A 13,766-nucleotide genomic window follows, 5' to 3' on the forward strand; every position below is an offset into this window, starting at 1 on the left:
CGCAGCGACAGGCGCGCTGGCGCCCGGTCCTCGGCCCGAAACGGCTTTCCGCCCATTCCAGTTGTCGCTCAAACGGAGTTCCGGGCCGCGGATTCGCACTGATCCGAAGGCACGAGCGACACGCACCAGCCGGTTTCCTGGCTCACGGGTCATCGCCGCACCGGCCGCCTTCCCGGAACCGAGGCTCCAGTGGCTGATGAGGCGGAAAATCCGTCCCATCGTGGTCGATGTGCTCACCGCTTACAGTTGCAGGGACAGCTGCGGCCTTGGGGGCAAGCCCCGCACCGCATTCCCGTTCAAGCCCGAAGGCTCTGGCGCGCTATGTCGTCTTCGGGCCACGGCCCTTGGACGAGCGCCTTCTGTCGGACTTCCGCCGTCATGTCCAGCGTCCGGCCAAGCTCTTCGCCCAGAACATGCACAGTCATGGACAGACGGCGAAAACACCGACACAGACGCCATGCCTGCATGAGCAGGCTTAAGGCAGGGAGGCCGGGCAGGCCGATGGATCGCCCGCTTGCGACAATCATCCCGGCGGCGCAGGCGCTGAACGCTTTCGGGCGCCCCCTGCCCCCGACTGCGCCGCGACCGGCGCGCTTCGCCGCGACGCTGGATGCGCTGGCCGCGCTGGACCCGCGTTTCATGCTGGCCGAGGGTTGGAGCGGCGGGACAGACGATTGCTTCATCGCCTCTGAACTGACCGATGCGCAACTGGACCGGATGATCGCCCTGCGCGCCGCCGATCTGAAGACCGCCGACCTGAAGGTCGCCGCCAATATGTGGTTCCAGTGGTACTGCTGCCGGCTGACCGGGCCGGTGCTGGGCGGGTGGATGCTGCATGGTCGCGCGCCGGATGTCAGCGCCGAGAACATCGCCTTCCGCATCGACGCCGAAGGACGGCCCCAGTTCGTCGCCATGGTCCGTCCCCGCGTCTCCGCCCTGCCCGGCGACCGGGTCGAGGATCGGACGCTGACGCCGGTGGATGACCTGAAGGCCGCCATCGTCAGCACTCTGTTGGACGACCACCTGCTGCCGCTGGGCGAGCGGCTGAAGGCGCGCTATCGCCTCGGCGCGCCGATCATTCGCGGCACCATCGCCTCACAGATCGGCACAGTGACGACCCTGATCGACGCCCGGACCAGTCTGATGTGGGAGCACACGGCCACGGCCCTGCTCGACCTTCTGGCTCTGGCGACGCCGCAGATCGACGGTTTGGACCGCAGCGGCGCCCCCATATGCGTGCAGGGCGGCGGACGGACGGGAACCTTCTATCGACGCGGGACGTGCTGCCTCGTCTACCGCGCGCCGGATCGTGAGAAGTGCGGCATCTGTCCGCTGACCAGCGAGGTCGAGCGCGCCGCCGTCTATGCCGAACGGCTGGCCGCACGGCCGCAAACGCCGCCTATGCAGGCGCCCTGATTTCAAAGGCGGAGCCCGGTCCCGACCGGCTGTAGGCGACCGATCCGCCATGCGCCTCGGCCACCGCGCGCACCACGGACAGGCCAAGGCCGCTGCCGGCGTCCGATGATGAGGCGCGCTGGAACGGATCGAAGGCCACCGAATCCAGCCCCGCAGGCAGTCCCGGCCCCGCATCCGTCACGGAAATGCACACTGCGCCCACAACGGCTTCTGTCGCGATGATCAGCGGCCCCGGCGTGGCGTGGACGCGCGCATTCTCGATCAGGGCCAGCACCGCCTGACGCAACCGCACCGGGTCGCACACGGCGGACGCAGGCTGAAGCCGCCACTCAGGCGTGAACCCGGCGGCGATCAGACCCGGCTCGACCGCCTGCTTCAACTCGCCGATCACACGCGCCAGATCGATACGCTCCAATTGCAGATGCAGCCGCCCGCTGTCGGCCAGGCTGACGACCCGCAGGTCCTCGACCAGACGCGCCAGCCCGTCGACCTGTTTCAGCAGGCTGGTCAGGGTGGCCTCGTCCATGTCGAACACCCCGTCCCAGACGCCCTGAAGCCGCCCTTTCAGGATCGTCACCGGCGTGCGCAGTTCGTGCGCGATGGAGGCGTTCCACGCCACCATTCCCGCCGCCAGCCCTTCCAGCCGGGCGGCCATGGCGTTAAAATCCTCGACCAGATCCGCCGTCTCGCCGATGGTCTGGTCCCCGGCCACGGCGCGGGCCGACAGGTCGCCGTCCGCAATGCGCCGCGCCGTCTCCGCCAGCGATGTCAGGGGCAGAACGATGCGCCGCGCCAGCTGCAAGCCCGTCGCCACCGCCACCCCGACCGCGATCGCCACAGCGGCGGCGATGGCCAGGTAATCCAGGGGCTGAGGAACCCATTCATCCGGCGCGGGAACGGCGTCCGGGTGGTTCTGGAACACCCACATATAGAGGGAGAAGGCGATCAGGGCCGCGATCGCCAATCCGCTGAGCGTCACCAGCGCCATGCGCGCCGCAATCTTGCGGCTGAGGCTGGCGGCGCGCTTCACTCGGTCGGCTCCAGCCGGTAGCCAACGCCCCGAACATTAACCAGAACGCTGTCGGCGCCCGCCTCTTCCAGCTTGCGACGCAGCTTGCTCAGATGGCTGTCGACGGTGCGGTCCATCACCTCGGCGCGTGCCGGGCAGACCTCGGCCAGTTCGGCGCGGGTCAGCACCCGCATCGGCGTCGCCGCCAGACAGGCCAGCATCCGGAACTCGGTCAGAGTCAGGGCCAGCCGCTGACGTCCCTGCGGCCCGACAACATGGGCCAGATAGGCGTCGGGGTCGATCTCCAACGGGCCGACGCGCATCATCTTGACCTGACCGCCGCCGTTCCGCCGCCGCAGGACGGCATGAACCCGCGCCACCACCTCGACCGGGTTGAACGGCTTGACCACATAGTCATCGGCGCCGATGCGCAGGGCCTGAAGCTTGTCGATGTCCTGATCCAGCGCCGTGATCATGATGACCGGCGTCTCGCCGCGACGCCGCAGCTCGCCCAGCACGTCCCAGCCGTCGCGGCCCGGCATCCGCACGTCCAGCAGCACCAGATCGGGCTTGAGCGTCGCGTGCATTTCCGCCGCCGCCTCGCCATCTGCGGCATGGGCCGTGCGGAATCCTTCCTGCCGAAGATAGGCGCCGAGGATGTCGGCGATCTCGATTTCGTCTTCTGCGATCAGAACCAGCTGGCTCATGGCGTCTCCTCGCCCTGCCTTGCGCAGATCAGCCGCGTCGCGTCCAGAGAAACCCGACCCGCGCGCGGCTGCGGCCGCTCCAAATTCCAAACCCTCCCCGATAGCGACATCGGGGAGGGTCCGGTCATCCACACCTACGCGCCTCGCATGGAGGCGACGTCGGCTCAGTAACGAACCGTCGCTTCCAGACCAAAGGTGCGCGGCGTGTTGAAGTTGCCGTAGTCGCCGATGGTTCCCCGGTTCGACGGATCGCGGCGATAGACATACTGCTCGTCGAACAGGTTGCGCGACCACAGGGCCACCTCGACCAGCGGCCCGCCGTTGCGCGTCGGAATATCCGTCAGGGCCAGACGGCCGTTGACGATGAAGGAGGAGTCGTTCTTCAGCTCGAACTGGTCGAAGGCCTGCGTCGCATCGGCATAGTTGGCGTCGATGTGCGCCTTGAACGTCGCGCCGAACAGCGGGGCCGTATAGTCGGCGGCCAGGCTGAAGGCGTTCTTCGGCGTGAAGGCGATGAAGACCTGCTGAACCACGCCGTTGAACGGATTGCGCGTCGGCGGCACCTTGGTGTCCGTATAGGCATAGGAGGCCGACAGGGTCAGACCCTCCATGACCTGCGCCATGGCTTCCAGTTCGACGCCCTTGATCTTGGTCGTGCCGGGGGCGTTGATCGTCTCCAGCGTGTTGCGCGTCGAGGCGCCGATCACCGTGACCAGACTGAAGTCGATCTGGCTGTCTTCGCGCTCCGAATAGAAGGCGGCGGCGTTCACGCGCAGGCGACGGTCCAGCCAGTCGCTCTTCAGGCCCAGTTCGTAGGACTCTATGTCCTCCGGCCCGAACGAACGATAGGTCAGCGAGCGCGAACTGGCGCCGCCCGCGCGATAGCCCGTGGCGTATTTGGCGTAGACGTTGACGTCAGGGTTCACGTCATAGGCCACGGTCACCAACGGATTGAACCGCTCGTTCTTCTCCTTGAAGGTGTAGTTGGTGGCGACATTGTTGACCTTGGACAGGACGCCGGACTTGTCGTCCCAGGTGAAGCGTCCGCCGGCGGTGATATGCAGGGCGTCGTTCAGCACCGCAGGGGTCCAGGTCGCCTGACCATAGATGGCCTTGGACTCCGATTCAGCGCGGCTCTCACGGTCAATCGAACGGAAGCCGCGAATGGTCGGCGTGGGGTCCAGGATGGTGTAGCCCGTGCCGTCGGCGTTCCACTTGTTGGTCGAAGGCGTCGCCGCGTCGTCCCAGGCGGTTTCCTTAAAGTAGTAGAGGCCGCCGACATAGTCGATGCGCTCGCCGATCGAGCCGACCGCCTGGAACTCCTGGCTGAACTGGTGCTGCCACAGACCAGCCAGCGAATAGCGGCTGAAGTTGGCGTTCGGGCCGACCACCGGCGGACGGTGCGCCCCGGCGATGTTGTCGTATTGCTCGACGTCCACCTCGCGATAGGCGGTGATGGAGCGCAGCTCGACGCTGTCGTTCGGACGCCACGTCAGATGCAGGTCGACGCCGCGCGTATCGTCCGTGCTCCATTGCTGGGGCACGCCGATGTCGGCCATCCGCATGATGCTGTCGCCGTTGACCTCGACGATCGGGGCCAGGTCGCGGATGCTGCCCGACGGAATGCTGGTCGAATTCCAGGGCACGACCTTCAGACCGTTCGGGTTGAAGTTCAGCAACTGGCTGTAGAAGGGCGTGTTCTTGTCCTTGCCGATGTCGGCGGCCAGGTTGGCGGTGAAGCGGTCGTTCGGCGTCCAGCGCACCTGACCGCGCAGGCCGCGACGGTCATAGGCGCCGAAGCCCTGTTCGCCCGGCAGCGGGTTCTTGGTGACCGGCCCCTGGGCCATGATGACGCCGTCCATCTTGATGGCGAAGTCGCCGATAGCGCCGAAATCGACGTGCAGCTGGCTGTTGTAGGAGTCCAGATTGCCGACCCCGGCAGTCGCCCTCATGCCGAACTGGCCCGACGGCTTGCGCGTCACCAGCGACAGGGCGCCGCCCTCGGTGTTGCGCCCGAACAGCGTGCCCTGCGGTCCCTTCAGCACCTCGATGCGCTCGACATCCAGCAGGGCGGCACCCAGACCGTGCTGACGGCCCAGATAGACGCCGTCGACATAGACGCCGACGCCCTGTTCGCGGGCGGGCTGGTTGGCGTCGTTCGGCACGATGCCCCGGATGCCGATGGTCAGGGCCGACTGACGCGCCTCGAAGGTGGCGATGCGCAGGCCCGGCACAGCGCCGTCGGCCAGATCCATCAGGCTCTGGACGTGGCGGTTCTCCAGCGCTTCGCTGCTCATGACCGAGATGGCGATGGGCGTATCCTGCAGATTCGTCTCGCGCTTGGTGGCGGTGACGATGACGTCCTGAAGGGCGGTGGTCTCAGGCCCCGATGCGCCGGCGGGCCCAGCCGGATCAACCTCCGCCCTGTCGGTCGCGGCAAAGGCCGAAACGGGCGCAGCGATCATCGCCGTCCCAAGCAGAAGCGCATTCTTGAGTTGATGACAACGGCGCATGGACAGTCCCCTGGTTAGAGGACCGCTTCTATGACGCGTTTATATTGCGCGTTTTAATGTCCAGCTACAGTCCAATGTAGGTTTTGCGCCAGCCCTTTATTGAGACCTGCAATCCAGCTGAACCCTACCTGCAATCAATCTCCACAATTGCCGGGAACAAACGGCTATCCGATCATTCCACGGGTTCGCAGGCCACGACATAGTCCGCCCCGTGCCTCAGTCCGCCGCGCGCCTCGCACAGCGCCAGCCCGCGACGACGAACCTCCTGAACGGTGTCCGCCAGCCGATCCGCCAACGCCCGGTCCGCCAATTTCGGCAGGCGTCGCAGCGTCATGTCCAACTGCCCGTTCACCCACTTCGCCTTGTAGCGGTTCGGGAAGCGCCGCGCCGACAGCACCCTGAACCCCGCCACGGCCAGGGCGTTCAGCATCCACTCGGCAGGGTATTCGCGATAGGGCGTTTCATCGGCCAGCAACAGCACCGCATCGCGCAGGCGACCGATCTCGCGCACGATGCGCGCCTCATCCGTCTCGGCCGGGCCGACGATGTAGGGGTCCAGCCCGACGACATAGAGCCTGCGCCCCGTCAGCGGCCGCAACCGCCGCAGCAGGGTCTGCTGATAATAAGGCGAGAAGCCTTCGACCGCCCCGATCAGATAATCGGCCAGAACCGTATCATGCACCTCGTCCGCCAGCAGCGATGGATCGGTCCAGTTGCCCAGCATCAGCCGGTCCTGCGGTCGGAACCGGTCGCCCACCGCATCGCGCACCTGTTCGGCGTGACCGGCCGCCGCCGTCACCCCCGTCCATGCCTCGGTCGGCAGTCTGGTGCTCCAGACGCTGCTGTTGACGCCGGTGCCCGCATCCAGAAACCGCCCCCAGGGCGCCCCGCCCTGCAGGGCCTCCACATGATCGAAAAGGCTCATCGTCCCTGCATCTCCATCACAACCGCCTGAGCCGCGCCCCTCTGCGTCCAGCGCGCCTGCCGGGCCGCCAACCCATATCCCATACCGCCGCGCAGGCACGCACCCGTCCCAGCGCCGAGCTGCCACATCGCCATCTTCGTCCACCCCGCTTGATGTGTGTTATGATATAACATAATAGCGACTCTCTTCATGAACGGGGAGCGCCATGCACTCAAGATCAATCCTGCTCGCGGCGGTGAGTTTTTCAGCCATTTCCACAGCCGCCACGGCAGCGACCCTGCCGCAGTCAGGCCCGGCCACGACCCGTGTGGACGACGTTGTGGTGACCGCCGACGTCCTGGGCCGCTCCAGCAAGGAGGTGGTGTCGAACGTCGCCGTCCTGCGCGGCGATGAACTGGTCCAGCGTCGCCAGTCGACACTGGGCGAGACGCTGAACGGCCTGCCGGGCGTCAACTCGGACACCTTCGGCGGCGGGGCCAGCCGCCCCGTGGTGCGCGGCCAGACCGCCCCCCGCGTCAAGGTTCTCAGCGACGGCTCGGCCCTGATGGACGCCTCTGAAGTTTCGCCCGACCACGCCGTTTCCGGCGAGCCTCTGCTGCTGGAAGGCGTCGAGATCCTGCGCGGCCCGTCGGCCCTGCTGTATGGCGGCGGCGCCATCGGCGGTGCAGTCAATCTGATCGACAAGAAGATCCCCACGCGCATCCCCGAAAACGGCGGCGAAGGCGTGGCCGAGTTCCGCCTTGGCTCGGCGGACAATGAAAAGGCGGGCGTCGTCGGCCTGACCGCGGGCGCCGGACAGTTCGCCATCCGCGTCGAGGCCGCCGGGCGCCGCACCGACGACTATGAGGTTCCCGATTTCGACAAGGCGACGCTGGACGGATCGTTCAACCGCACCTCGACCGCGACGCTGGGCCTGTCATGGATCGGCTCGCGCGGCTATCTGGGCGCCGCCTATACCGAACAGCGCAGCGAATACGGCCTGCCCGGCCACACCCATGAATATGAATCCTGCCACCCGCACGGCTCCAGCCTGCACTGCGGCGGCCACGACCACGGCAGCGACGATCACGACCATGATCATGGGCACGACCATGACCACGATCACGACCATGTCCCGACAGTCGACCTGATCAGCAAGCGCGTCGACGTGCGCGGCGAGCTTCAGGACCCCTTCGCCGGGATCGAGCGCATCCGCTTCCGTGGCGGTTTCACCGACTATCGTCACGATGAGATCGACGCCGGCGTCGTCTCCACCACCTTCACCAACAAGGGCCATGACGCCCGGATCGAGGTCCAGCACGCTCCCATCGCCGGGGTGCGCGGCGTGGTCGGCGTCCAGACCTCGCGCAGCGACTTCGCCGCCGTCGGCGTGGAGTCCTTCATCCCCGAGAGCCGCACCGAAAATCACGCCCTGTTCGTGGTCGAGGAATACGTCACCGGCGACTGGCGCATGGAAGGCGCCATCCGTCAGGAATGGCAGGACGGCCGCGCGATCGGCCGCCCCGACACCAGCCACAAGCCCTTCTCGATTTCCGGCGCCGCCAACTGGACCTTCACGCCCGGCTATGTCGCCAGCCTGTCGGTCGCACGGTCCCAACGCGCGCCCACCGCGCAGGAGATGTATTCGCGCGGCGTCCACCTGGCAACCAACACCTATGAGATCGGCGACGCTGATCTGGACGTCGAGACCGCCGTCTCGATCGAACTGGGCCTGAAGAAGACCGAGGGCGCGACCACCTTCGGCGCCAGCCTCTATCACTATGATTACGACGGCTACATCTACGCCCGCACGCTGGACCAGTTCGAGGACTTCCGCCTGATCCGCTACACTCAGGCCGACGCCCGCTTCTCCGGCATCGAGGCCCAGGTCAGCCATGAGTTCCGGCCCGGCCTGTCCGCCACCGCTTTCGGCGACTATGTCCGCGCCGAGCTGAAGGGCGAAGGCGGCGACCTGCCGCGCATTCCGGCGGGCCGTCTGGGCGCGCGCGGCGACTTCTATCAGGGGGCGTGGTCCGGCAATCTGGAATACGTCCGAGTCTTCGAACAGGACCGCATCGCCGCCTTCGAGCACAAGACGCCGGGCTACAACATGGTCAATGCGACGCTCGCCTATGACGTCCCGACCATCGCCGACATCAGCGGTCAGATCTTCCTGCGCGGCACGAACCTGCTGGACGAGAAGGCGCTTAACCACGCCTCCTTCATCAGCCATCTGGCGCCTTTGCGGGGTCGCAACCTCGTGGTGGGCTTCCGCGCCCGCTTCTGATTCCTCTCCCCTCCTCCCCCCGCCTGGCCGCGGCGTCATTGCGACGTCGCGGCCGACCTCCCTCCCGAAAGGACCGCCCATGACCGCCCGCGCCCAAACCTGGGGAGACGCCGCCGCAATCGGCCTGTCCTGCCTGTGCATGGTCCACTGTCTGGCGCTGCCGCTGCTGGCCGGACTGCTGCCGCTGTTCGGCCTGTTCGCCGAGGCGTCTTGGATCCATTGGGCCTTCGCCTTCGCCGCAGCCCCCATCGCCGCCTGGTCTCTCAGCTGCCCCGATGCAGCAGGCCGCCGCGCCTGGCCCCTGATCGCTCTTGGCGCGCTGGGCGTCGCCCTGCTGTTCCTGGCCGCCGCCGAATGGCCCAGCCACGATCTGGAGACGCCCGTCACGGTCACCGGCGGTCTGATGCTGGCCGCCGCACACCTGCTGAACTGGCGCCGCAGGCCTCACGATCACTGATCCCCAAGCACCGTCAGGTCGCAGGCTTCACTTGCTGAAAGCCAGTCACGCCAATTTCGGGATTGAGACGCCTCCGCCCATGCTGTAAGCACCGCCGTCCGGCCTTAGCGCCGTCAATGCACCCGTAGCTCAGCTGGATAGAGTGCTGCCCTCCGAAGGCAGAGGTCACAGGTTCGAATCCTGTCGGGTGCGCCAGCCTCAATCATATCGTTGAAAACGCTGGGGAATTACCGTCAGCAGGACCGTCTTCGGCCGATTGCTACACAACTCTGCTACACAATTCGACCGACGATCATGGGCTAACGCATTATGATCATTCAAGAAAATGGGGCCAAGGCTGCTACACAAAGCTGCTACACAATGTTCGAACGCATTTGGTCGAACGGAGTGGCGGTCGCATCTATTACCGGCGTCGTGTTCCCGACGCTCTGCGAGGGATTGTCGGCAAGAAAGACGTCTGGAAATCGTTGGGGACCGACAGCCCCACGGTGGCCAAACGTCGCGCATGACCTATAGATGTCTAACCGCCTGATTGTTCGAGGGGGCCGTGACGAAATCTGAAGCCATTCGCTTGTTGGCGCGGCAAGGACTTCCTGTCGCCGACATCGCGCGTCAAATCGGCGTGCGATACCAGCACGCATACAACGTGCTCAAGCAAGACGGTCTTCTCGATGGCAGCCCCTCGAATATCGCACCCGTGCGCGCTGCGGCGACGGGCAAATCCGAGAAGCCGCAACGGGATGTCAGACCGGCTCTCACCATCGATCACCTGTTGGAGGGCGGCTTCAGCCTGACAGCACGCTGGCTGGTCGCTCAAGACACGCTACGGGCAGACAAGGCAGTGCCTAAAGAGCGCGGCGTATATGCCTTCGTTTTAGACGCAAGGGCTGTCTATGTCGGCTTGGCGACTATGGGGCTGGCTAAGCGGCTGTATTTTTATGAAAAACCCGGAATGTCGCAAAAAACTAACATGCGGCTCAACGCGCTCTTACGCGACGAGATTGGTTCAGGATCAGTCATTGATATCTACACCGTGACGCCCCCCACCCTCAGGTGGAATGGTCTGCCAATCAGTGGGGACGCGGGTCTCGAACGCGGCCTGATCGACGCCTATCATCTTCCTTGGAATATCCACGGAGCCTGATCAGCGCGGCCCAGACAAGATCAGATCAAGGCTAAGATTACGATGGGGGCCATTAGGCCAAGAACAAAGCACGCGGCGATCAGGAAGCAGCCGACGGCTCGATTCCGCTGATGGCGTGCGGCGGCCTTTGTGACCGCGTGAAGCTGCTGCTCCTGATCACCGAAGAACTGATAGTCCATGTCCGCCACCATCCTGAACAAAAGACACTGCGCCCTCGGGGCGACAAAATCGGACGCTTCAGGGCACCCTCCTGTTCTTGGGTCGAAACGGCAAGTTGTAAGCCATTCTTACAGGTTCGTGCCGAGGGTTCAGTTTTCGAACCCTCCTATCCTTTATAGAGATGGGACAGGTCGAGGCCCGGATACGTCACCCGGTCTATGGCCTCCTTCAGTGTCGTGATCCGATAGCCGCTGCCGTAGGCGTCGGACACGGACGCGGAGCCGCCCGCCGTCGTCCAGCCGCCGAGGACGAGCGCGATGTCGCGGTCGGTCCGGGCCGCGCGTAGGGCGTCGCGGAAGCCGTGCCGGAAGCTGTGGAAACAGGTCTTCTGAGAATCCGCCCCGGCCTTGGCGACGAACCGGCGGAACCACGCCGAGAAGGTCGTAGACCGGTAGCCGGTGGCACCCATCCCGACTTCACCGAACAGCTTGGTTTCACCCGCGCGCTTCCGCTGGCGGACGAAATCCATAAAGCTGAGGTCGAGGAGCGTGGCATGGATGGGGACGACGCGCTCGCTGGAGGCTGTCTTGAGCCGTTTGTCGGTATGCTCGGTTTCGGACCGCTCAGTGATGACGAAGCAGTCCACGCCGTCGATGCGCCGAATGTCAGCTACGTCGAGTTGGCAGGCCTCGTTCAAGCGCAGGCCGCCGAACATCGACAACAGAGGAATCCAGAACCGAGCGTTGCGGGGCCGCTCCGGCCCGGGCGTGGCGTAGCCGTGCCCGTCGTCACGGCAGCCGGTATAAAGCGGCGCCGAGAAGATCGCCTGTAGCTGACCGGTCGAGAACGGAAGCCGTTTGTCGCGACGAGCAACCGGATCGGGCACGCGCAAGCCTTCCGCCGGATTGCGGTCCAGCATCTCCTCCTTCACCGCCCAGTTCAGCACCCCGCCGAGCTTGTTCAGGTAGGTGTTAATGTTGGCGGCGTTGATCAGGTCGGTGCGGCCCTCAGCCTTCGCACGTTCTGCGATCTCAACCGGGGAGAGCTTTGGGAACAGCTTCGAAGCGTTGCGGGGCTGCCAGCGCAACACCTCGATCATGTCGCGGCACTGACTGCGGGTAATGGAACGCGCTGGCGTATCTGCGCCGAGGATCGCCACCACCAATCGCTTGGTCGTCTGGTAAGCCATACGCGTGGTCGGCGACCAGTCCCGGGTCGGATCATCCATGTAAGCGTCGTAGAGATCGCCGAGCGTGATGCCGTTCGGCTCCTCAGGCTCGGCGACAGATGCCGCCGCCGCAAAGGGCGCCGGTTCGGCAAACGCTTCGAGCATGATCGGATCGACGTTCAGCCCCACCTTTGAGCGGGCGATTTCGAATTGCCACTCGACCTCTGCCGCGACTCTTAAAGCCCTACGTTTGGCCACCGTGGGGCTGTCGGTCCCCAACGATTTCCAGACGTCTTTCTTGCCGACAATCCCTCGCAGAGCGTCGGGAACACGACGCCGGTAATAGATGCGACCGCCACTCCGTTCGACCAAATGCGTTCGAACATTGTGTAGCAGCTTTGCGTAGCAGCCTTGGCCCCATTTTCTTGAATGATCATAATGCGTTAGCCCATGATCGTCGGTCGAATTGTGTAGCAGAGTTGTGTAGCAATCGGCCGAAGACGGTCCTGCTGACGGCAATTCCCCTCAGTCCGTCAGGATGACGCGTCCGTCCTCGACCCGATGCGGCACGCCCGCGCGGCGGAACAGGTCGGCGATTTCGGCGGCGGGATCGGCCGCGCCCTGATCCAGCATCCGGCCGATGTCGGCGGCCAGCGTCTGGTCGCCCGAAGTGCGCGTCAGGGCGTTCAGCCATTCGGTGCGGGTCAGCACACCGTCCCGGCGGTTGGCGTCCAGCAGGGGTTGCAGGAAGCCGAACCAGTCGCCGCCGTCGCGCCGCCTCTGCGCGCCCTCGGCCGTCATGGCGAAGACGGCGCCGCAGGCGTAATAGGCGCGGTGTTCGCCGCGTTCGCCCGCCTCGGCCACGCCGCGCCCCTGGCTCAGGGTCACGCAGTCGTCGACCTCTTCCTGCAGGGCCTTGAGGTCGTCATAGGCCGGGTCCAGCGCCTTCAGCGCTCGCACCGCCATCAGGTCGGCGCCGCCCTCGGTGATCCAGGCGTCGCGGGCGAACTCGTATCGCACCGTCTGGCCCAGCCAGAAGTGGGCGCTTTCATGGGCGATGAACCAGCGGGCGACCCGCCCCATCTCCGCCGTCGGTCGGGTCACGCCGGTCCCTTCGAACGACATGACGATCAGGCCGGGCAGGACGCTGCCGCCCATGCTGGTCATCCGCTCGGTCGGGCCGTTCCACGACACCATGACCACCGGCTTGTCGCCGCCCGCGCCGGGGCGGCCGAGGCGCTGGAGATAGAATTGGCCCACGCGTGGGGCGAAATCGCGGATCTTCTCGCCGATCCACGGCGGCAGATTGGGGTCCATGACCGTGGTCAGTCCCTCGCCCGGCGTGACCCGCGCCTGTCCCAGCAGGACATAGGACCGCTCGCCCGTTGTCGTCAGTTCGGCGTGTCGCTCGCCGTTGAACAGCACAGGGCCGTCCAGATCGCGCCAGGTCACGCGCGAGGGGCCGCCGTCCAGATTGACCCCGTTCAGGTCGGCCGGAACCGCCTCCGCCGCCTCGGGCGAGCCGAGGGCGAAGACGTCCATCTGCCGCGTCGGCAGGGCCACCGCTCCGTCAGAGAAGACCAGCGTCTTGTATTCCGCCTCCAGTTCGACCGCCCTGGGCGTGACGCGGAAGCGGACATGACGCGGCACAGGACCGCCGTTTTCGCTGCGGATGATGTCGTAGTGGCCGCGTCGCTCCATCACCACGCCGGGCGTCTCGACGCTCCACTGCTGCGGGCGCCACGGTTCGCGCACGCCGTCCATCAGCGCGGAGTCCATGAAGGCCCAGACCACGGCGTCGCGGTTGAAATGATAGTCGACGGTCAGCCGTCCGTCCTCGCGCGTCACCGTCACCTGCGGCGCCGCCTCGACGTTCCACGGGCCGGGCGCAGGCGTCGCGGCGCAGGCGGTCAGCAGTATGGCGGCCGCGACGGCCGCCGTGGACAGGATTTTCAGACGCACGCATGGCTCCCATGAGGAATGGCGCAGCTTAGGGCTCCCA

At 65.8% G+C, this 13,766-nt stretch carries 12 protein-coding genes, 1 tRNA gene, 1 pseudogene and 1 riboswitch; of the genes and pseudogenes, 6 read left to right on the plus strand and 8 right to left on the minus strand.

The annotated features are described in order from the left end of the window. Positions 1–110: 110 nt before the first annotated feature. A riboswitch (cobalamin riboswitch) is annotated at positions 111–331 on the minus strand. A 170-nt stretch (positions 332–501) separates the two neighbouring features. Next, on the plus strand, positions 502–1,416 hold the full coding sequence (locus tag ACORJG_RS09610; protein WP_427788821.1) for an IucA/IucC family C-terminal-domain containing protein: 915 nt from the start codon (positions 502–504) through the stop codon (positions 1,414–1,416). On the opposite strand, the gene ACORJG_RS09615 is transcribed toward ACORJG_RS09610, so the two are convergent. The 4 genes from ACORJG_RS09615 to ACORJG_RS09630 all read right to left on the minus strand — a co-directional run bounded on the left by ACORJG_RS09615 (position 1,400) and on the right by ACORJG_RS09630 (position 6,570). Next, positions 1,400–2,446, minus strand: a complete 1,047-nt coding sequence (locus ACORJG_RS09615; protein ID WP_427788822.1) for an ATP-binding protein — start codon at positions 2,444–2,446, stop codon at positions 1,400–1,402. The two genes, ACORJG_RS09610 and ACORJG_RS09615, sit on opposite strands and share 17 nt — an antisense overlap. Continuing rightward, on the minus strand, positions 2,443–3,132 hold the full coding sequence (locus tag ACORJG_RS09620) for a response regulator (protein ID WP_427788823.1): 690 nt from the start codon (positions 3,130–3,132) through the stop codon (positions 2,443–2,445). The genes ACORJG_RS09615 and ACORJG_RS09620 overlap by 4 nt, the downstream gene beginning before the upstream one ends. A 164-nt stretch (positions 3,133–3,296) precedes the next feature. Beyond that, positions 3,297–5,597 carry a TonB-dependent receptor gene (locus tag ACORJG_RS09625; protein WP_427788824.1) on the minus strand — a complete coding sequence of 767 codons (2,301 nt, stop codon included), beginning with the start codon at positions 5,595–5,597 and terminating at the stop codon, positions 3,297–3,299. 220 nt (positions 5,598–5,817) lie between these two features. Next, the gene (locus ACORJG_RS09630) at positions 5,818–6,570 is read right to left on the minus strand and encodes a hypothetical protein (protein ID WP_427788825.1); all 753 of its coding nucleotides are present in this window, start codon (positions 6,568–6,570) and stop codon (positions 5,818–5,820) included. A gap of 205 nt (positions 6,571–6,775) precedes the next feature. On the opposite strand from ACORJG_RS09630, the gene ACORJG_RS09635 reads away from it, so the two are divergent. The 5 genes from ACORJG_RS09635 to ACORJG_RS09655 all read left to right on the plus strand — a co-directional run bounded on the left by ACORJG_RS09635 (position 6,776) and on the right by ACORJG_RS09655 (position 10,437). Continuing rightward, entirely contained in the window at positions 6,776–8,836 is a 2,061-nt protein-coding gene (locus tag ACORJG_RS09635; RefSeq protein ID WP_427788826.1) for a TonB-dependent receptor domain-containing protein, read from the plus strand. A 79-nt stretch (positions 8,837–8,915) separates the two neighbouring features. Then, positions 8,916–9,293 carry a MerC domain-containing protein gene (locus ACORJG_RS09640; RefSeq protein ID WP_427788827.1) on the plus strand — a complete coding sequence of 126 codons (378 nt, stop codon included), beginning with the start codon at positions 8,916–8,918 and terminating at the stop codon, positions 9,291–9,293. A gap of 118 nt (positions 9,294–9,411) precedes the next feature. Continuing rightward, a tRNA-Arg gene (locus ACORJG_RS09645) sits at positions 9,412–9,488 on the plus strand. Positions 9,489–9,667: 179 nt separating this feature from the next. Continuing rightward, positions 9,668–9,802 carry a DUF6538 domain-containing protein gene (locus tag ACORJG_RS09650; RefSeq protein WP_427788828.1) on the plus strand — a complete coding sequence of 45 codons (135 nt, stop codon included), beginning with the start codon at positions 9,668–9,670 and terminating at the stop codon, positions 9,800–9,802. Between the two features lie 38 nt (positions 9,803–9,840). Next, positions 9,841–10,437: a GIY-YIG nuclease family protein gene (locus ACORJG_RS09655; RefSeq protein WP_427788829.1), complete on the plus strand. Its 597-nt coding sequence runs from the start codon at positions 9,841–9,843 to the stop codon at positions 10,435–10,437. 20 nt (positions 10,438–10,457) lie between these two features. Here the strand turns inward: ACORJG_RS09655 and ACORJG_RS09660 are convergent, their stop codons facing one another. The 4 genes and pseudogenes from ACORJG_RS09660 to ACORJG_RS09675 all read right to left on the minus strand — a co-directional run bounded on the left by ACORJG_RS09660 (position 10,458) and on the right by ACORJG_RS09675 (position 13,726). Continuing rightward, on the minus strand, positions 10,458–10,616 hold the full coding sequence (locus ACORJG_RS09660) for a hypothetical protein (protein ID WP_427788830.1): 159 nt from the start codon (positions 10,614–10,616) through the stop codon (positions 10,458–10,460). Positions 10,617–10,762: 146 nt separating this feature from the next. After that, a complete protein-coding gene (locus tag ACORJG_RS09665) occupies positions 10,763–11,953 on the minus strand; it encodes a site-specific integrase (protein WP_427793090.1) in 1,191 nt (396 codons plus the stop codon). Between the two features lie 18 nt (positions 11,954–11,971). Continuing rightward, positions 11,972–12,283: pseudogene (locus ACORJG_RS09670) on the minus strand (DUF6538 domain-containing protein); the annotation flags it as partial. 6 nt (positions 12,284–12,289) lie between these two features. Continuing rightward, entirely contained in the window at positions 12,290–13,726 is a 1,437-nt protein-coding gene (locus tag ACORJG_RS09675; RefSeq protein ID WP_427788831.1) for a hypothetical protein, read from the minus strand. Between the last annotated feature and the right edge of the window lie 40 nt (positions 13,727–13,766).

The sequence above is a fragment of the Brevundimonas diminuta genome (assembly GCF_050310045.1).
Taxonomy (GTDB): Bacteria; Pseudomonadota; Alphaproteobacteria; order Caulobacterales; family Caulobacteraceae; genus Brevundimonas; species Brevundimonas diminuta_F.

What these genes read in the sequence shown, in the direction of transcription:
- ACORJG_RS09610 (WP_427788821.1), top strand. Translation starts at nt 502, where the DNA reads ATGGATCGCCCGCTTGCGACAATCATCCCGGCGGCGCAGGCGCTGAAC.
- ACORJG_RS09620 (WP_427788823.1), bottom strand. Translation starts at nt 3,132, where the DNA reads ATGAGCCAGCTGGTTCTGATCGCAGAAGACGAAATCGAGATCGCCGAC.
- ACORJG_RS09625 (WP_427788824.1), bottom strand. Translation starts at nt 5,597, where the DNA reads ATGATCGCTGCGCCCGTTTCGGCCTTTGCCGCGACCGACAGGGCGGAG.
- ACORJG_RS09630 (WP_427788825.1), bottom strand. Translation starts at nt 6,570, where the DNA reads ATGAGCCTTTTCGATCATGTGGAGGCCCTGCAGGGCGGGGCGCCCTGG.
- ACORJG_RS09635 (WP_427788826.1), top strand. Translation starts at nt 6,776, where the DNA reads ATGCACTCAAGATCAATCCTGCTCGCGGCGGTGAGTTTTTCAGCCATT.
- ACORJG_RS09640 (WP_427788827.1), top strand. Translation starts at nt 8,916, where the DNA reads ATGACCGCCCGCGCCCAAACCTGGGGAGACGCCGCCGCAATCGGCCTG.
- ACORJG_RS09660 (WP_427788830.1), bottom strand. Translation starts at nt 10,616, where the DNA reads ATGGACTATCAGTTCTTCGGTGATCAGGAGCAGCAGCTTCACGCGGTC.